The organism is Novosphingobium sp. PY1 (genome assembly GCF_017312445.1).
In the GTDB taxonomy this organism is placed as follows: Bacteria; Pseudomonadota; Alphaproteobacteria; order Sphingomonadales; family Sphingomonadaceae; genus Novosphingobium.
In genome coordinates this window covers 757,327-774,805 of record NZ_BLTI01000008.1, presented here as the reverse complement: position 1 = coordinate 774,805, position 17,479 = coordinate 757,327, and the positions used below count along the sequence as shown (strand labels likewise).

General features: G+C 65.7%; 14 protein-coding genes. 4 read left to right on the top strand and 10 right to left on the bottom strand.

Features of this window, described 5'->3' with window-relative positions; translation table 11 throughout:
- The first annotated feature begins 163 nt into the window (after window positions 1-163).
- From J3474_RS15040 to J3474_RS15030, 3 genes are all read left to right on the top strand, one after another.
- A complete protein-coding gene (locus J3474_RS15040) occupies window positions 164-2,260 on the top strand; it encodes a prolyl oligopeptidase family protein (RefSeq protein ID WP_242528433.1) in 2,097 nt (698 codons plus the stop codon).
- Between the two features lie 111 nt (window positions 2,261-2,371).
- Entirely contained in the window at window positions 2,372-2,953 is a 582-nt protein-coding gene (locus J3474_RS15035) for a hypothetical protein (protein ID WP_207094705.1), read from the top strand.
- Window positions 2,954-3,077: 124 nt separating this feature from the next.
- Window positions 3,078-3,632, top strand: a complete 555-nt coding sequence (locus tag J3474_RS15030; RefSeq protein ID WP_238532468.1) for a hypothetical protein — start codon at window positions 3,078-3,080, stop codon at window positions 3,630-3,632.
- A 66-nt stretch (window positions 3,633-3,698) separates the two neighbouring features.
- On the opposite strand, the gene J3474_RS15025 is transcribed toward J3474_RS15030, so the two are convergent.
- On the bottom strand, window positions 3,699-4,349 hold the full coding sequence (locus tag J3474_RS15025) for a trimeric intracellular cation channel family protein (RefSeq protein ID WP_007011838.1): 651 nt from the start codon (window positions 4,347-4,349) through the stop codon (window positions 3,699-3,701).
- Between the two features lie 177 nt (window positions 4,350-4,526).
- Between J3474_RS15025 and J3474_RS15020 the strand changes: the two genes are divergently transcribed.
- Window positions 4,527-6,218 (top strand): hypothetical protein, encoded by a 1,692-nt coding sequence (locus tag J3474_RS15020; protein ID WP_207094704.1) that lies wholly within the window; start codon window positions 4,527-4,529, stop codon window positions 6,216-6,218.
- A gap of 112 nt (window positions 6,219-6,330) precedes the next feature.
- Here the strand turns inward: J3474_RS15020 and J3474_RS15015 are convergent, their stop codons facing one another.
- The 9 genes from J3474_RS15015 to sucD all read right to left on the bottom strand — a co-directional run bounded on the left by J3474_RS15015 (window position 6,331) and on the right by sucD (window position 17,432).
- Window positions 6,331-7,293 carry a zinc-binding alcohol dehydrogenase family protein gene (locus J3474_RS15015; protein WP_207094703.1) on the bottom strand — a complete coding sequence of 321 codons (963 nt, stop codon included), beginning with the start codon at window positions 7,291-7,293 and terminating at the stop codon, window positions 6,331-6,333.
- Between the two features lie 132 nt (window positions 7,294-7,425).
- The gene (locus J3474_RS15010) at window positions 7,426-7,851 is read right to left on the bottom strand and encodes a VOC family protein (protein ID WP_207094702.1); all 426 of its coding nucleotides are present in this window, start codon (window positions 7,849-7,851) and stop codon (window positions 7,426-7,428) included.
- Between the two features lie 73 nt (window positions 7,852-7,924).
- Complete coding sequence (locus J3474_RS15005) at window positions 7,925-9,064, bottom strand: acyltransferase (RefSeq protein WP_207094701.1); 1,140 nt, start codon at window positions 9,062-9,064, stop codon at window positions 7,925-7,927.
- Between the two features lie 272 nt (window positions 9,065-9,336).
- Window positions 9,337-10,098 carry a TorF family putative porin gene (locus J3474_RS15000; RefSeq protein ID WP_207094700.1) on the bottom strand — a complete coding sequence of 254 codons (762 nt, stop codon included), beginning with the start codon at window positions 10,096-10,098 and terminating at the stop codon, window positions 9,337-9,339.
- Between the two features lie 19 nt (window positions 10,099-10,117).
- Window positions 10,118-10,546, bottom strand: coding sequence for a hypothetical protein (locus J3474_RS14995; protein ID WP_207094699.1), 429 nt, complete (start codon window positions 10,544-10,546; stop codon window positions 10,118-10,120).
- A 200-nt stretch (window positions 10,547-10,746) separates the two neighbouring features.
- On the bottom strand, window positions 10,747-12,144 hold the full coding sequence (gene lpdA, locus J3474_RS14990; protein WP_207094698.1) for a dihydrolipoyl dehydrogenase: 1,398 nt from the start codon (window positions 12,142-12,144) through the stop codon (window positions 10,747-10,749).
- Between the two features lie 121 nt (window positions 12,145-12,265).
- On the bottom strand, window positions 12,266-13,495 hold the full coding sequence (odhB, locus tag J3474_RS14985) for a 2-oxoglutarate dehydrogenase complex dihydrolipoyllysine-residue succinyltransferase (protein ID WP_207094697.1): 1,230 nt from the start codon (window positions 13,493-13,495) through the stop codon (window positions 12,266-12,268).
- Between the two features lie 8 nt (window positions 13,496-13,503).
- Window positions 13,504-16,356 carry a 2-oxoglutarate dehydrogenase E1 component gene (locus J3474_RS14980; protein ID WP_207094696.1) on the bottom strand — a complete coding sequence of 951 codons (2,853 nt, stop codon included), beginning with the start codon at window positions 16,354-16,356 and terminating at the stop codon, window positions 13,504-13,506.
- Window positions 16,357-16,541: 185 nt separating this feature from the next.
- Window positions 16,542-17,432, bottom strand: coding sequence for a succinate--CoA ligase subunit alpha (gene sucD, locus J3474_RS14975; RefSeq protein WP_013832957.1), 891 nt, complete (start codon window positions 17,430-17,432; stop codon window positions 16,542-16,544).
- Window positions 17,433-17,479 lie beyond the last annotated feature (47 nt).

The window sequence follows — 17,479 nt, the reverse complement described above, 5'->3', positions numbered from 1 at the left end:
GCGGCGCCTCAAGGCAGTCGCACTGGGTTGGTTGCCCCCTGTGGCCGGGGCCCCGTCGCGGGCGCCGATCTTCTCGCTGGCGTTGACCTTGTCGCTGGCGTTGACCCTGCCGCTGGCGCTGACCTTGTCGCTGGCGCTGGCGACGCCCATCTGTGCCGGGACCATGGCTGACCAGACCTATCCGCAAACGCGCCGCGACGACATCGTCGAAACCCACTTTGGCGAGAAGATCGCCGATCCCTACCGCTGGCTGGAGGCGGACGTGCGCCAGTCGCCCGAGGTGGCCGAGTGGGTTGCGCGCGAGAATGCGGTGACCGAGGACTACCTCGCTGGCCTGCCGCAGCGCGCGCGCTTTGCCCAGCGCATCCGCGAGATCATGAACTACGAGCGCTACGGCCTGCCCGACAAGGCGGGGCAGCGCTATTTCTATACCCGCAATTCCGGCCTGCAGCCGCAGTCGCAGCTGTTCGTGCGCAAGGGGCTGCACGGCAAGCCGAAGCTCCTGCTCGACCCCAATACCTGGGCTAGCGACGGCGCGACCGCGCTGGACGCCTGGGAACCCTCCGAGAAGGGGCACTTCCTGCTCTACAGCGTACAGGATGGCGGCAGCGACTGGCGCATCCTGCGCGTACTCGACGTGCGCAGCGGAGAGCCGCTGGAAGACGCAGTGCGCTGGGCCAAGTTCACCGGCCTGTCCTGGGTCGGCGAGGAAGGCTTCCTCTATTCGCGCTTTCCCGCGCCGGAGGAAGGGACGGCGTTCCAGGGGCTGAACTACAACCACACGGTCTATTTCCACCGCCTGGGCACACCGCAGTCGCAAGACGAGGTGGTCTTCGCGACGCCCGATCATCCCGAGTACAATCACTTCGCGCGGGTGACGCAGGACGGCAGGCTGGCGGTCATCACCACGTCCGTGGGCACCGATGCGCGGTACGAGGTCTCCGTGATCGATCTCGACAAGCGCGCAGAGCAGGGCTGGAAGGCGCGCAAGATCGTCTCCGGGTTCACCGACGACTGGCGCCTCGTTGAGGGCTCCGGAGAGCACTTGTGGTACGTCACCAACAAGGATGCGCCGCGCTACCGCCTGGTCGGCATCGACTTGTCCAAGGACAATCCGGAATGGACCGAACTCGTCGGCGAGCGCACGGACATCCTCGAGCGCGCGGGCATCGTCGGCGATCAGCTCGTGCTCAACTACATGCGCGATGCCGCCAGTCATGCCGAGATCATCGGACTCGATGGCAGGCCGGGGCGCACGATCACGCTGAACGGTATCGGCACAGCCTCGGGCTTTCGCGGCCGTCCGGGTGATCCCGAGACCTTCTACGCCTTTTCGAGTTTCAACTGTCCCGCCGCGATCTACCGCATGAACATCGCTTCGGGCGAGACCGAACCCTTTGCCGAGCCCAAGCTGTGCTTCGATCCGCAGGACTATTCGGTCGAGCAGCGCTTCTTCAGGTCGAAGGACGGCACCCGCGTGCCGATGTTCGTCGTGCGCGGCAAGACGGTGGCGCGGATGAACCGGCCGGTGCCGACACTGCTTTACGGCTACGGCGGTTTCGACGTCTCGCTGACTCCGGGCTTCTCCGCGGTGCGCCTTGCCTGGCTGGAGGCGGGCGGTGCCTTTGCCCTGGCGAACCTGCGCGGCGGCGGCGAGTACGGGCGGGAGTGGCACGATGCGGGGCGCCGTGCGAACAAGCAGAACGTGTTCGACGACTTCATCGCCGCCAGCGAGTACCTGATCGACGAGGGCATCGCGAAGAAGGACGGCCTTGCCATCCAGGGCGGGTCCAACGGCGGACTTCTGGTCGGCGCGGTGGTCAACCAGCGGCCCGATCTCTACGCGGCCGCCGTGGCGCAAGTGGGCGTGATGGACATGCTGCGCTTCGATCGTTTCACGGCCGGGCGGTACTGGGTGGACGATTACGGTTATCCGGACAGGGAAGCCGACTTTCGCATCCTGCGATCCTATTCGCCTTATCACAACATTCGCAGCGGGGTGGACTACCCCGCGATTCTGGTGACCACGGCGGACACCGACGACCGCGTCGTGCCCGGGCACTCGTTCAAGTACACTGCGGCGCTTCAGGCGGCCGATATCGGCGACAGGCCGCACCTGATCCGGATCGAGACGCGGGCCGGGCACGGTTCGGGCAAGCCCACCGACAAGGCGATCGAGGAAGGCGCGGACATACTCGCCTTCATTGCGCGCTGGACCGGGCTGAAGATTCCGCAAGGTGACCAGCGTTCAGAAAAATGACTATTTAGCTGAACAATGGCTGTAGCCGGGGTTCAGCGTCACCTCATGGCCCGATTGCTAGAACCTTCTCATGCCCGGACATGGCGTCCGGATGAGAAAGGAAACGAAGCCATGGAAAAGTTCACCAGGAATGTGGTCGGCACCGTGGCCGCCGGTGCCATGGCGGTTGCGACGGCCAGCCCGGCATTGGCCCGGGACCACAGCGGCGGGATCGGCACCGGGAACGTGATTGCCGGTGCCCTCGTCATCGGCGGGATCGCTGCGGTTGCCGCGGCCGCCAGCAGCGGCAACGACCGCTACGACTATCGCTACGACCGCGATCGCCGCGGGCGCTACGACTATGGCCGGGCCGGATATGGCCGGGGCATGAGCGCGCGCGATGCCGTGCAGCAATGCGTGCGCACGGCCGAGCGGGCGGCCAGCCGCTACAGCTATGGCGGCGGGGCCAAGGTAACCGACGTGCGCAAGGTCGATCGCAAGAGCTACGGCTACAAGGTCAAGGGCCGTATCGCGGTGAACGCCATGGGCCGTCACTGGCGCTCGGGCGACCATGACTATGGCCGGGGCTGGAACCGCGATTACCGGGGTTGGAACAGCTCGCTGCGCGGCTACGATTCCGGTTCGTTCGAGTGCAAGGTCGATTATCGCGGCGGGATCCGCGACCTCGACTTCAAGGGCATTCGCGGCCTGTAACATTTGCGACGAGCCGAAAGGCTGAGAGGATGGGCGGTTCATGCCGAAGAAAGCATGGGCCGCCTATTTCATGTCGATGATGGGCGGCGCGGATCGTGCGCGCCGGATGTGGGACTGACCTGCAATGAAGACCTTCCGTTCACGCATAGCTGTCTCGCTTGCCGCCGCTGCGGCCTTGTCCATGACCGCGACGCCGGTTTTCGCCCGCGGCTACGGCGACTGGCGGGGCTATCGCCATCACCACCATGACCGCGGCCTCGATGGCGGTGACGTTCTGGCCGGCCTGCTGATCGTCGGCGGCATCGCAGCCATCGCCAGCGCTGCCAGCAAGTCCGCGAGAGACAAGCAGGTCGAGGAACCCTCCCGCTACCCCGGCGGGCCGGACTACGATGCGCCCGAGGATCGCGGTTACGGTGACGTCCCGCGCGAGGAACGGGGCAATCCGCGTGACTATCCCGAGGGCGCCCGTTCGAACGAGAGCTTCGACGACATGGTGGCAAGCTGCGCCGACGAGATCGAACGCGGCGAACGTCGCATCGATACCGTCGACAATGTCGCGCGCATGGGTGAACGCTACAGCGTCGAAGGCCGGCTTGAGGATGGCCGCGAGTTTGCCTGCAGCATCGACCGCGAGGGGCGCGTGCGCTCGGTGGCGGTCGACGGCCACGCCCTGATCTGATCTCCCGTCCAGTCACGCCAGGGTCGACGCTTCTCGAGACTGGCGACGGGCGAGGCGGCCGGCGCCTCAGTCCTCCGGCGCGCCGGCATGGCCGGGCAGGGCGATGGACCAGTGGATCGCCGCACCGCGCATGGTGAAGCCGGCAAACACCGCGATCGCCCAGGTCAATTGCGCCGACAGCCCAAGCGCGATGCCGAGACCGGCCAGAGCGGCGGAAAGCGCTGCAGCGGTGACGTAGAGTTCCGGGCGCATCAGGATCGAGGGCTGGCCGGCAAGGACATCGCGCACGATGCCGCCGACGCAGCCGGTGATGACGCCCATCATGATCGCAGCGACCGTGGGCACGCCCCAGGCCAGCGCCTTGATCGTGCCGAACACTGCATAAGTCGCCAGCCCCAGCGCATCGGCCCATTCGAGCAGCTTGCCTTCCCACCAGCGCACCGGCGTGAACCAGGCGATCAGGGCGACGGCGAAGCAGACGGGCGCGACGAGCGGGTCCTGAATCCAGAATACCGGGGCGCCGATCAGCAGGTCGCGCACCGAACCGCCGCCGACGCCGGTGACGAGCGCGAAGAAGGCTACGGTCACGAATGTCTGGCGCAGGCGCGCGGCCACCAGTGCGCCGGTCAGCGCGAAGACGGCAATGCCCAGCAGGTCCAGCATCGGCGGCAGGGCGGGCACGGGCGGCGGCGTTATCGCGGAAAGCATCGGCATCATGCCTGTCCCTTAGCACCATCCACAGCACAGGGCAGGGGCCTTGCGTCGCCATGGCAGGGCGCTAAGTCTCCAGACAGGTCACACACAATCAACGGACATTCCCCCATGCCCGCAACGAATAACAAGCCCGCAACGAACAGAACGCCCGCAACGGAAAAGACGTCCGCGTCCAGGCTGATGCGCTTCTCGCTCCTTCCCCTCCTGCTTGCCGGCGGAGCGTGCACGCAGGCCCCCGGCGAAGTCGCCTCGGCGCCGCCGGCCGATGTCCGTCCGATCCCGGCCGAGGCGGATGGCGACTACAACTTGCCGGCGCAGAAGGAGAAGCTGGCGACGATCCGGATGGACGTCGAGACCGGCTTCCTCAACCAGGAGCAGCGCGACGTCGTCAACCTGCTGATCAAGGCATCGGACCTGATGAGCGAGATCTACCTGCGCCAGCGCTATGCCGAAAACCCGCAGGTGCGCCGCGCGGTCTCGATGAACCGCCGGTCCGACCGCGACCTGCTGGTCGAGATGTTCGACCGCAACTTCGGCCCCTGGGACGAACTGGCCGAGCTTCATCCCTTCTGGGGTTCGACCCCGATGCCCGAAGGTGCAGGCTTCTATCCCGAGGATCTGACGCGCGAGGCGCTGGAAGCCTATATCGCGGCCCACCCGGACCAGAAGGAGGCACTGCTCAGCCCCTATACGGTGGTGAAGCGCGAGGGCGACAGGCTGGTCGCGGTGCCGTACTCGGTGGAGTACAGGCAGTGGCTGGAACCTGCCGCGCAGCTGCTGGAGCAGGCCGCCGCGCGAACCGGCAACGCCAGCCTGAAGAAGTTCCTGTCCCTGCGCGCCAGGGCCTTCCGCACCGACGACTATTTCGAGAGCGAGCTGGCCTGGATGGACCTGACCGGCACGCCCATCGAAGTCGCGATCGGGCCATACGAAGTCTATACCGACCGCCTGATGGGCGCGAAGACCGCCTTCGAGAGCTTCGTGACGCTCAAGGACCCGCAGGAGTCCGCAGCGCTTGCCAAGTACAAGAACTATCTCAAGGACATGGAAGCCAATCTTCCCATCGAGGATCGCTACAAGAACTTCCAGCGCGGCTTCGCCAGCCCGATTGCGGTGGCCGAGCAGGTCCACGGCGGGGGCGACAACGTGCCCGGCGTCCAGACCATTGCCTTCAACCTGCCCAACGACGAGCGCGTGCGCGAGGCGAAGGGCGCGAAGAAGGTGATCCTGTCCAACGTGCTGGGCGCCAAGTTCGAACGCATCCTCAAGCCGATGGGCTCGCTGGTGCTTGAACCCGATCAGGCCGCGCTCGTGGACAAGAAGTACATGCAGTTCGAGACGCTGTTCCATGAACTCTCGCACAGCCTCGGGCCGGGCACGATCGTCGTGAACGGCGAGACGACGACGGTCGACAAGATGCTCAAGGAACAGGGCTCGGCGCTCGAAGAGGCCAAGGCCGACGTTGCGGGGGTCTGGAACATCCTGCTGATGATGCGCAAGGGAGAGATCCCGGCGGCGGAGAAGCCGCAGCTCTTCGCCACCTACTTCACCGGTATCTTCCGCGCCGTGCGTTTCGGTGCGGTGGAGGCGCACGGCAAGGGCGCGGCGCTGCAATACGCCTACCTGCTGGACAAGGGCGCGTTTCGCTGGGACGAGGCCGCGGGCCGCTACGTCATCGATAACACCCGGATGGAAGCGGGCGTTCGCGACCTGCTGCATGACATTCTGATGCTGCAGGCCCATGGCGATTACGCGGGCACCAAGGCCTTCATGGACAAGTGGGCGAAGCTCGACGCCCATGCCGAAGCCGCCATCGCCTCGATGGGCTCACTGCCGGTCGACATCCGTCCGATCTATCCCGAGGCGATCTGATCGCAGTTTCGGGAAGTCATTTCCCCGTCATCCCTGCGCAAGCGGGACCCGGGATCGGTTCCGGGGTGACGGGGGATAATGCCGGTGTTGGATAAAGGCCGTCCACAGCCCCTCAGGGACGCATGACCACGCGTCCGAAGGGATGGCCTTCCATGACGAAGCGGTGGGCTTCCTCGGCCTCGCACAGGGCGAATTCGTGCTCGATCGGCATCTCGATCTCGCCCCGCGCGGCGCTTTCGAGCAATTCGGATACGACGGCATGGCCGCGCGGCGTGTGCATGGCATGGGCGATGGTGATGCCGCCCACGACAAGGCCGTGCATGATCGATTCCAGATAGCCGAACTGCGGCAGCCGGGTGTTGGCGACACCGGCAATAGCGTAGCGGCCCCCGACACGCATGGACTGGACGACGGAATCCTTCTCCATTCCGGTGCCGGAGTCGACCACGAGGTCGAAGCCCTTGCCGAACGTGATCTCGCGGAAGCGTTTGACCCGGTCGGGATCGCGATAGTCGATGGCATGGTCCAGTCCGAGGGGGGCGATGCGCGACAGGCGATCGTCGCCAAGGGCAGTGCCGGTGATCTTGGCGCCTGCGGCCTTGGCAAGCTGGACCGCGGCGATCCCGACGCCAAGGGTCGCGCCATGGACCAGCACGTCCATGCCCGGCCGAACCTGTCCGAAGGCATGAAGGCAATCGTGCGCAGTGCCGAAGGTGAGGGGGACGACGGCGGCCAGGGCGAGGTCCATGCCTTCGGGGACGTGCCAGACGCTGCCCTGCGGCGCGGCGAAAAGTTCGGCATGGCTGCCGCCGAAATGGAAGCCGACGACGCGGTCGCCGATGCGAAAGCCGCTCACGGCGCTGCCCAGTGCCTCGACAGTGCCAGCCGCCTGGCAGCCGGCGATATGCTGCTCTTCCTCGAAAGGGATCAGGTGACGGCACACCATGTCCATTCCCTCTACGGAAATGAACTCGACACGGATCAGCACGGCGTCCTCGGCCAGCTGCGGATCAGGCACCGATCCGTAACGCAGGACCTCCGGTCCGCCGTTCTCCTGATAGTAGGCCGCCTTCACCCCAATCCCTTTGCAATGCTTTGCATCACGTTAAATAGGAACTGGGTTATAATCACTTCAAGCGGCATATCAGCAATTTAACTTAGCCGGGTTAGCAAATGTGTGGAAGATCCTGGGGGGAGCGCCGCCGGATCATGCGCGCGCGAAAAGCTGACCCAAATCCGCGAAGGCCTTCATTTCGATGGCATTTCCCGAAGGGTCGCGAAAGAACATCGTCGCCTGCTCTCCGGGTTGACCGGGAAAGCGCACGTGCGGGGGCATGACGAAGTCCATGCCGGCCGCCGTCAGCCGCTCTGCCAGCTCGCGCCATTGCTCCAGGGTGAGGACCACGCCGAAGTGCGGCACCGGCACGTCGTGCCCGTCTACCGGGTTTGCTCCGGTGTCGGGCGGAGCCATGCCGGGTAGGAGATGGGCCACGATCTGGTGTCCGAAGAAATCGAAGTCGATCCATCCGTCGCTGCTGCGCCCTTCCGGGCAGCCGATCAGTTCGCCCCAGAAAGTGCGCGCGGCTGCAAGGTCGTGGACGGGAAAGGCGAGATGGAACGGGCGCAGGGACATGGCGTCAGAAATAGGGGCAATGCGGGGCGGGGCCAAGCGCGACCTGCGCCAGCTAGTCGCGTGGTGGACTGCCTCAGGGGGCAGCGTATTCTTCTGCCCGGGTCTGGCGCGCAAGCTTGCGCCGGCCGAAGCGGGCGATGACGGCCCGGCCAAGCGATTGTCCCTGCAGCTCGACCAGCCGATAACTTGCGTAGGCCAGCCCGTAGGCGATGGGCGCGGTGATCGCGAAAGTCAGGGTGAAGCGGGCGGCCGCGGGCATGTCCTGCGCCCATTCCTCGATGGTCCAGGCGGCAACGCGGTGCAGGACCAGCAGGTGGACGAGATAGACGCCGTAGGACAGCTCGCCCAGCCAGTGGAACGGCGGCGCTCCGAGCAGGCGGGACAGGCGGTCGATCCACGGTATCGCCCGCCAGTGCACCAGCGCGAAGAAGCCGAGGAAGATCCCCTCGCGCACGACGAGGTGGAGCAGGTCGGTCTTGCCGCCGATGGGGATGGCTACCAGCACGGCAGCGGCGGCGAGGCAGGCCGCCTGCTGCCTTTCCAGCGCCGCCGCGATGAGCATGCCGGCGGCAAACAGGTGCATCTTGAGCGGCAGGAACGAAGGCATCGGATAGGCCGCGCCCAGCGCGCCCGCCAGCAGGGCAATCGATACCGAGAGGATCGAGACGCACAGCGCGGTCCTTATCCAGCCCAAGCGTCCGGCAAGGAGTACGGCGAAGGGGAACACTGCGTAGAATTGCATCTCCAGCCCGAGGCTCCAGTCGGGCAGGGGTGTGCGGAAGGCATATTCGGGCAGGAGGCCGAACAGGTAGGTGATGTGGAGAGCGATGTTCGAGGCGCTCGCGTCGGTATAGCGCTCCGGCGCCTGCAGGGGCTGGCCGAGAAAACTGTCGATCACGACGCGGTCTGCGTAGATCGCCTTGCCCGCCAGCAACGCGGCGGCGAGCAGGACGAAATAGAGCGGCGAGATCCGGAAGAAGCGCCGGGTCCAGAAGGCAGCCCAGGTGGCGGGGCGTGCCCAGTCTTCCCTGTCCTTTCGCAGCTGGAACTGGAAAGTCATCAGGAAGCCGGACAGCAGGATGAACAGGTCGACGCCCAGGTCCGGCTTGCCGAGAATCGGGAGGGAAAAGCCGGTAAGGATCAGGCAATGGCCGATCAGTACCCACAGCGCGGCAAGGCCGCGCAGGCCGTCGAGACATTCGATCCTGTTCAAACGCTACTCCTGCCCTGCGCCGTGGGGCCTCTTGCGGCGGTGCGACCCGCGATCCGGGGCCGGTGCAGGGCATCGCCCGGGGACCGGCCCCGGAAAGCGAACTCGCCGATCGGGGCGGCGCATTCCATCGGCTTTCGACCGGTGGAGGCGCAGCCTCGGGTAAACGAGTGACGGGAGAATGCGTTCTTCGGCTCGCCGCGCGCAGGCATGCATTCGGCGCGCGGCGAGTGTCTCGGGAATCCCCCGCAGGCTGGTCCTGCGGGGGCAAGGGGTTAAAGGGAGACGCGGGCGTAGGCGCTCAGGCGTTCGCCCGTGCCCTTGTCGCCATATTCCACGGCTGCGGCGCGGTGCCGGTTGATCGAGGTGTCCGAGTAGAGCACGCCCACCGCAATCGGCCCGAAGCTCTGCTCGGCGCCCATGTACCAGTTGGCGTAGTTGCCGTCCGGACGCAGGCGCGTGCTCCTGGCATCGCCGTTCGAATTGCCGAAGGCGTAGCCGCCGCCGGCATAGGCGGTGATCGGCGTGCCGGGCAGGCCGACGCCAAGGTCGGCGCCGGCATGGCCATAGCTGCCGCCGATGGCATCCTGAGACGGCGCGTAGCTGACGCCCAGGGCCAGCTGTGCCGGTCCCAGCGTGCGGGCTGCGCGCCCTTCCAGTTCCACGTAGTCGAGGCCCTTCGCACCATCATCGGCCCCGGCGAACAGGTGGCCGGCAATCCCTGCGGAAAGATCCCAGCCCGCCGCCGTGGTGGAATAGCGCGGGGCGATGGTGAAGCCCCAATCGCTGCCGCCGTGACGCCGGCTGCCGCGCAGGGTGGCGACGCTGGCCGAGATCGAGAGATCATGGCTCAGGGCGAGCGTGCCTTCGGCGCGCAGGGCCGGGGCGCTGTCGCTCCAGCTCAGGCCGTCCTCGCGATAGTCGGTCGTGGCCTCGATGCTGGCGCCGGTCTGCTCCATGGATTGCGCACAGGCCGGGGCGGCTGCGAGGATTAGCGGCAGGGCAACGGCAAGGGCGTAGTGTGGGTTAAGGGACAAGTCTTTTCCTTGGTTCGATTCAATTGACGGCCAGCGAACGCACCGCCTCTATGGCGGCAAGCGCAGACGGGCGGTCCGCTTCTGCAGCAGAGGCGAGGAATTTCAAGATCTTCCCGTGATGTGCGGCCACGAGCTTTTCGAGACGTTCCGCCGCGTTCGCGCAGGGGCCGTATGCGGTTTGTTCGAGAACCTTGGTGGGGGCAATCGTGCTGGTCAGCGCCGGCGTGCTCGCGCCCATCATGATGTGGCGCTCGACGGAGACGGTAGCGGTGAGATCGCAGCGGGTGCTGTGGGCGCGGGTGGGGGCGCCCGTCCTGCGGATCTTCGCATTGGTCTCGATCACGCCGCGATACTCTACGGCATGGTTCGCACCGCTGTGGTGGATGTCGATGGAGTGGGTGGGAGCGGTTGCAGTGACGAGGGCAAGGGGAATCAGGGCCAGCGACATATCAATCCATCTCTATCTGCTTAAAAATTAGGCAATAGTGATCAAAAAATAATCATATCCCGGATAGAGCCGCTTCAATTCCCGATTGTTTCCCGAGAGTCTCGTTGTCGTGCTGCACGCGATCTGCACCGGGAGCCGGAAAGACAAAAGGCCGGCGCTGCGGGGCAGCACCGGCCTTCATGTCAGTCTGCAATAGACGGTCAGATGTGGATTGGCTTGCCGGTCACGGCCATCGCCGCTTCCTTGATCGCTTCCGAATGGGTCGGGTGCGCGTGGCAGGTATAGGCGATGTCTTCGCTGGTCGCGCCGAATTCCATGGCCTGCGCGGCCTGGGCGATCATCGTGCCGGCAACCGAGGCGATGCACCACACGCCGAGCACGCGGTCGGTCTCGGCATCGGCGATCACCTTCACGAAGCCGTCGGGCTCGTGGTTGGTCTTGGCACGCGAGTTGGCGAGCATCGGGAACTTGCCGACCTTGACTGCACCGCGCTCCTTGGCCGCTTCCTCGGTCAGGCCGACGCCGGCGATCTCGGGGAAAGTATAGACCACGCCGGGGATGACGTCGTGGTTCACGATGCCGGTGAGGCCTGCGATGTTCTCGGCCACGGCAATGCCTTCATCCTCGGCCTTGTGCGCCAGCATCGGGCCGGGGATCACGTCGCCGATGGCCCAGACGCCGTCGACCTTGGTCGCGAAGTCGTGGTCGGTCTCGATCTGGCCGCGCTGGTTGAGCTCGAGGCCGATCTTGTCGAGGCCGAGGCCCTCGGTGTTGGGACGACGGCCGATCGAGACGAGCACTGCGTCGGCCTCGATCACTTCGGCATCGCCGCCCGCGGCTGGCTCGACGGTGACCCTGGCCTTCTTGCCCTTCACTTCGACGCCGGTCACCTTGGTGCCCAGCTTGAGCGTCATGCCCTGCTTCTTGAACAGCTTGCCCGCTTCCTTGCGCACTTCGCCGTCCATGCCGGGCAGGAGCTGGTCGAGGAATTCGACGACGGTCACTTCCGCGCCGAGGCGTCGCCAGACCGAGCCGAGCTCGAGGCCGATCACGCCGCCGCCGATGACGACCATCTTCTTGGGAACCGAAGCCAGTTCCAGCGCGCCGGTCGAATCGACGACGACGCCCTTGTCATTGTCGATCTCGACGCCGGGCAGGGGGGTGACCGAGGAGCCGGTGGCGATGACGATGTTCTTGGCGGTTACCGACTTGCCGGCAACTTCGACGGTGTGCGCGTCCTTGAACTGCGCATAGCCCTTGAGCCAGTCGATCTTGTTCTTCTTGAACAGGAACTCGATGCCGCCGGTCAGGCCCTTCACCGAATCGCGGCGCTGGCCGTGCATGGCCTCCAGGTCGAGTTCGGGCGTGACCTTGACGCCCAGCTTGGTCATCGCGCCGCTGGCGGCCTGCTCGAAGTATTCCGAGGCATGGAGCATCGCCTTGGAGGGAATGCAGCCGACGTTGAGGCAGGTACCGCCCAGCGTCTCGCGCCCTTCGGCGCAGGCGGTCTTGAGGCCGAGCTGCGCGGCGCGGATCGCGGCAACGTAGCCGCCCGGGCCGGCACCGATGACAAGGACGTCGTAATCGTAATCAGCCATGTGAGGCCTCCGTACGCTCGTGCCCGAAGCAGGTGCGGCACGAGGGGAAAATAGTCATTTCAGCACAAGTGAAAACCCCGCCCGGTCCGTCGATCTTCGAAGGTGGGCGGGGTGATCGGGATCAAAGGTCAATCAGGAGACGCGTGGGATCCTCGATCGCTTCCTTGATGGTCTTGAGCGCGGTGACCGCCTCGCGACCGTCGATGATGCGGTGGTCGTAGGACAGCGCGATGTACATCATCGGACGGATGACGATTTCGCCATTGCGCACGACCGGTCGGTCCTCGATGCGGTGGAGGCCCAGCACCGCCGACTGCGGCGGGTTGATGATCGGGGTCGACATCAGGCCGCCGAACACGCCGCCGTTGGAAATCGTGAAGGTACCGCCCTTCATGTCTTCCATGGTCAGCGTGCCTTCCTTGGCGCGCTTGCCGTAGTCGGCGATGGCCTGCTCGATGCCGGCGAAGCCCAGCTTGTCGCAGTCGCGCACGACCGGGACGACGAGGCCGTTCGGGGCCGAGACCGCGATCGAGATGTCGACATAGTCGTGATAGACGATCTCGTCGCCGTCGATCTGGGCGTTGACCGCCGGGATGTCCTTGAGCGCAAGGACCGAGGCCTTGGCGAAGAAGGACATGAAGCCGAGCTTCATGCCGTGCTTCTTGGCGAAGACGTCCTTGTACTTCTCACGCGCTTCCATGACCGCCGACATGTCGACGTCGTTGAAGGTGGTGAGCAGGGCGGCATTGTCCTGCGCGCTCTTGAGGCGCTTGGCGATCGTCTGGCGCAGGCGCGTCATCTTGACGCGCTCTTCCTTGCGCGCGGGCGCGGCGGATGCGGCCGGAGCGGCCGAGGCAGGCGCGGAAGCCGGCTTGTTCTTGGCGGCGGCGATCACGTCGTCCTTGGTGATGCGCCCGTCCTTGCCGGTGCCCTTGATGGTCGAGGGATCGATGCCGTATTCCAGCACCGCGCGGCGCACTGCCGGCGAGAGGACCGAGGCGCCCGAGGGTGCGTCTTCGGCAGCGGCCGGAGCGGCGGCGGGCGCAGCAGCGGCAGGGGCCGGAGCGTCGCTCTTCGCGGCGGCTTCCTTCTTGGGAGCCGGGGCCGAGCCCGAACCTTCCTCGATGGTGGCGATCAGCGCACCGACGGTGACGGTGTCGCCTTCGCCTGCGAGCTGCTGGCCCATGACACCCGCGTGCGGGGCCATGACGTCGATGGCGACCTTGTCGGTCTCGAGGCTGGCAATCGGCTCGTCAGCGGCAACCGCCTCGCCGGGCTGCTTCAGCCACTGGCCGATGGTGGCCTCGGAAACGGATTCGCCGAGCGTGGGGACCTTGACTTCGGTGGACATGGGTTATCTCAAGCCTTCTGCTTGCGTCGGAGTTCGTCACGGACGGAAAGGTGGAGTGCATCGGCCACCAGCGCGGCCTGTTCGGCGGCATGGCGCTTGGCAAGGCCGGTTGCGGGCGAGGCCGAGGCGCCGCGGCCGGCATAGCGCGGACGGCACGCAGAGATGCCGGCTTCCTTGGCGGATTCCTCGATCAGCGATTCGACGAAGAACCAGGCGCCGTTGTTCTTAGGCTCTTCCTGGCACCAGACGATCTCCTCGAGGTTCTTCATGCGCGAGAGGCGCAGGGCCAGCGGTTCGCCCGGGAAGGGGTAGAGCTGCTCGATGCGGATGATCTGGGTGTCGTCGATGTCGTTCTGGTCGCGCGCCTCGAACAGGTCGTAGGCGACCTTGCCCGAACACAGGATGACCTTCTTGGTCTTCTCGTCGCTCGGCGCCTTCGGGTCCGACAGGATGCGGAAGAAGTGGCCTTCGCCCACGAAGTCCGAAGCCGGCGACTTCGCCATCGGATGGCGCAGCAGCGACTTGGGCGTCATGATGATCAGCGGCTTGCGGAACGGACGGTGCATCTGCCGGCGCAGCACGTGGAAGTAGTTGGCCGGGGTGGTGATGTTGCACACCTGGATGTTGTCCGAGGCGCAGAGCTGCAGGTAGCGTTCGAGGCGGGCGGAGGAGTGCTCCGGACCCTGGCCTTCGTAGCCGTGCGGCAGCAGCATCACGAGGCCGTTGGCGCGCAGCCACTTGGCTTCCGATGCGGCGATGTACTGGTCGATGATGATCTGCGCGCCGTTGGCGAAGTCGCCGAACTGCGCTTCCCACAGGACCAGGGTCTTCGGATCGGCGCTGGCATAGCCGTACTCGAAGCCGAGCACGCCGTATTCCGAAAGCGTCGAGTTCAGAACCTCGAAGGTGCCGTGGGGCAGGGTTTCGAGCGGCGTGTACTTGCGCTCGGTCTTCTGGTCGACCCAGACGGCGTGGCGCTGCGAGAACGTCCCGCGTTCGCAGTCCTGGCCGGACAGGCGCACGCCGTAGCCTTCGGAGACGAGGCTGCCGAAAGCGAGCGCTTCGGCGGTGGCCCAGTCGAAGCCCTCGCCGGTCTTGAACATCTCGTCCTTCGCCTGGATGACGCGGGCGAGGGTCTTGTGGATGGTCAGGTCGTCGGGGACCGTGGTGAGGGTACGGCCGAGGCTGTCGAACAGCTTGCCCTCGATGCCGGTATGCACGTTGCGGCGCGCGGTTTCCGGATCGACCGGCTTGTTGAAGCCGCTCCAGCGCCCGCCGAACCAGTCGGCATGGTTGGCCTTGTAGGTCTTGGCCGCCTCGAATTCCTCTTCGAGGTGGTTGTTGAAGCCTTCCACCGTCTCGGCAAGGAAGGCGTCGTCGATCACGCCTTCGGCCTTCAGGCGCTCGGCGTAGATCGTGCTGACCGAGGGGTGCTTCTTGATCTGCGCATACATCAGCGGCTGCGTGAAGCTGGGCTCGTCGCCTTCGTTATGGCCGAAGCGGCGGTAGCACCACATGTCGATCACGATGTCGCGGCCGAAGGTCTGGCGATAGTCGATCGCCAGCTTGCAGGCGAAGGTCACCGCGGCCGGATCGTCGCCGTTGACGTGCAGGATCGGCGCCTGGACACCCTTGGCGACGTCGGTCGGGTAGGGCGAGTTGCGCGCGAAGTTCGGCGTCGTGGTGAAGCCGATCTGGTTGTTGATGACGAAGTGGATGCAGCCGCCGGTGTTGTAGCCGGCAACGCCCGAAAGGCCGAAGCATTCCCACACCACGCCCTGGCCGGCGAAGGCCGCGTCGCCGTGGATCAGCACCGGCAGGACCTGCTTGTGCTTGGCGCCGGGGCCCACGTCGTCGCCGATGTCGTCGTGGAAGACCTGGTAGGCACGGACCTTGCCGAGCACGACCGGGTCGACCGTTTCGAGGTGCGAGGGGTTGGGCATCAGGCTCATGTGGACCTTGATGCCGTCGAACTCGCGGTCGGTCGAAGTGCCCAGGTGGTACTTCACGTCGCCCGAACCGCCGACGTCCTCGGGGTTGGCGGTGCCGCCGGAGAATTCGTGGAAGATGACCTTGTAGGGCTTGGCCATCACGTTGGCGAGAACGTTGAGCCGGCCGCGGTGGGCCATGCCGTAGACGATTTCCTTGACGCCCTGGGCGCCGCCGTACTTGATCACCGACTCCAGCGCCGGGATCATCGATTCACCGCCGTCGAGGCCGAAGCGCTTGGTGCCGACGTACTTCTTGCCGAGAAACTTCTCGTACTGCTCGCCGCGCACGACGGCCTGAAGAATCGCCTTCTTGCCCTCGGGGGTGAACTCGATTTCCTTGTCGGCGCCTTCCATCCGCTCCTGGAGGAAACGGCGTTCCTCGACATCGGCGATGTGCATGTATTCGAGGCCGACCTTGCCGCAGTAGTTGGCGCGCAGGATCTGCACCAGTTCGCGCACCGTGGTCCACTCGAGGCCGAGGTTGCCGCCGACGAACACCGGCCGGTCGAGCGCGTCGCCGGTGAAGCCGTGGTATTCGGGGGTGAGGTCCTGGGGCAGCTTGCGCTGGTTGAGGCCGAGCGGGTCGAGGTCCGCCGCCAGGTGACCGCGCACGCGATAGGTGCGGATCAGCATCATGGCGCGGATCGCGTCGGCGGCAGCCTGGTCGAGGCTGGCCTGATCGACCTTCTTGCCGCCCTTGGCAGCTGCCTTTTCGATCTGGACCTTGAGGGCCGTGGGATCGAGACCCTGGGTGAGGTCGTCCTCGAACTCGGCCCCTACGCGCGGCCAGTTGCTGCGCTGCCAGCTCGGTCCGGGCTGGGGTTCGTCCATGCCGAGGTCCGGAGTGAAATCGAGATTTTCGTTGCCCATCGGAATCACCTTACCTCGTCGGATTAACAGCCCGACGTTACCGAGCAATCAATTGGAAGCCGGCTGGTTCCCGGGGAGGAAAACCTGGCTGGCCGTCTATGCAGTTATGGTTCTGCCTGTACTTGGCGACCCGGCGCAGGGTCCGGCGGGGCGGGCCCCGCCGGACACATGCACCGACCTGATCGTCAGGCGAATTCCTTGAGGGCTTCCACAAGGGTTTCACCGAGCAGCGAGGGGCTGGCCGCAACGCGGATGCCAGCTTCTTCCATGGCTGCGATCTTGTCTTCGGCGCCGCCCTGGCCGCCCGAGACGATGGCACCGGCGTGGCCCATGCGGCGTCCCGGAGGGGCGGTTCGGCCCGCGATGAAGCCGGCCATCGGCTTCTTGCGGCCGCGCTTGGCCTCGTCCTTGAGGAACTGCGCGGCTTCTTCTTCGGCCGAGCCGCCGATTTCGCCGATCATGATGATCGACTTGGTCTCGTCGTCGGCGAGGAAGAGTTCGAGCACGTCGATGAAGTTGGTGCCGTTGACCGGGTCGCCGCCGATGCCGACAGCGGTGGTCTGGCCGAGGCCCGCATTGGTGGTCTGGAACACGGCTTCGTAGGTCAGCGTGCCCGAGCGCGAGACCACGCCGACCGAACCCTTCGAGAAGATGTTGGCGGGCATGATGCCGATCTTGCATTCACCGGGGGTGAGCAGGCCGGGGCAGTTGGGGCCGATGAGGCGCGACTTCGAACCGGTCAGGGCGCGCTTGACGCGAACCATGTCGAGAACCGGAACGCCCTCGGTGATGGCGACGATCAGTTCGATTTCGGCATCGATGGCTTCGAGGATCGCGTCGGCACAGCCCGAGGGCGGAACGTAGACGCACGAGGCATTGGCGCCGGTCACGGCCTTGGCTTCGGCAACCGTGTCGAACTGGGGCAGGCCGAGGTGTTCGGTGCCGCCCTTGCCGGGGGTGACGCCGGCAACCATCTGCGTGCCGTAGTCGAGCGCGGCCTGGGTGTGGAAGCTGCCGGTCTTGCCGGTCATCCCCTGGGTGATGACCTTGGTATTCTTGTCGACGAGAATGGACATGGATCTTTTCCTGTTCCTGATCGTGGAAGCAGCCTGATTGGCTGGGG

What these genes read in the sequence shown, in the direction of transcription:
- J3474_RS15030 (WP_238532468.1), top strand. Translation starts at nt 3,078, where the DNA reads ATGAAGACCTTCCGTTCACGCATAGCTGTCTCGCTTGCCGCCGCTGCG.
- J3474_RS15020 (WP_207094704.1), top strand. Translation starts at nt 4,527, where the DNA reads ATGCGCTTCTCGCTCCTTCCCCTCCTGCTTGCCGGCGGAGCGTGCACG.
- J3474_RS15025 (WP_007011838.1), bottom strand. Translation starts at nt 4,349, where the DNA reads ATGATGCCGATGCTTTCCGCGATAACGCCGCCGCCCGTGCCCGCCCTG.
- J3474_RS15010 (WP_207094702.1), bottom strand. Translation starts at nt 7,851, where the DNA reads ATGTCCCTGCGCCCGTTCCATCTCGCCTTTCCCGTCCACGACCTTGCA.
- J3474_RS14995 (WP_207094699.1), bottom strand. Translation starts at nt 10,546, where the DNA reads ATGTCGCTGGCCCTGATTCCCCTTGCCCTCGTCACTGCAACCGCTCCC.
- J3474_RS15040 (WP_242528433.1), top strand. Translation starts at nt 164, where the DNA reads ATGGCTGACCAGACCTATCCGCAAACGCGCCGCGACGACATCGTCGAA.
- lpdA (WP_207094698.1), bottom strand. Translation starts at nt 12,144, where the DNA reads ATGGCTGATTACGATTACGACGTCCTTGTCATCGGTGCCGGCCCGGGC.
- odhB (WP_207094697.1), bottom strand. Translation starts at nt 13,495, where the DNA reads ATGTCCACCGAAGTCAAGGTCCCCACGCTCGGCGAATCCGTTTCCGAG.
- J3474_RS15035 (WP_207094705.1), top strand. Translation starts at nt 2,372, where the DNA reads ATGGAAAAGTTCACCAGGAATGTGGTCGGCACCGTGGCCGCCGGTGCC.
- sucD (WP_013832957.1), bottom strand. Translation starts at nt 17,432, where the DNA reads ATGTCCATTCTCGTCGACAAGAATACCAAGGTCATCACCCAGGGGATG.
- J3474_RS14980 (WP_207094696.1), bottom strand. Translation starts at nt 16,356, where the DNA reads ATGGGCAACGAAAATCTCGATTTCACTCCGGACCTCGGCATGGACGAA.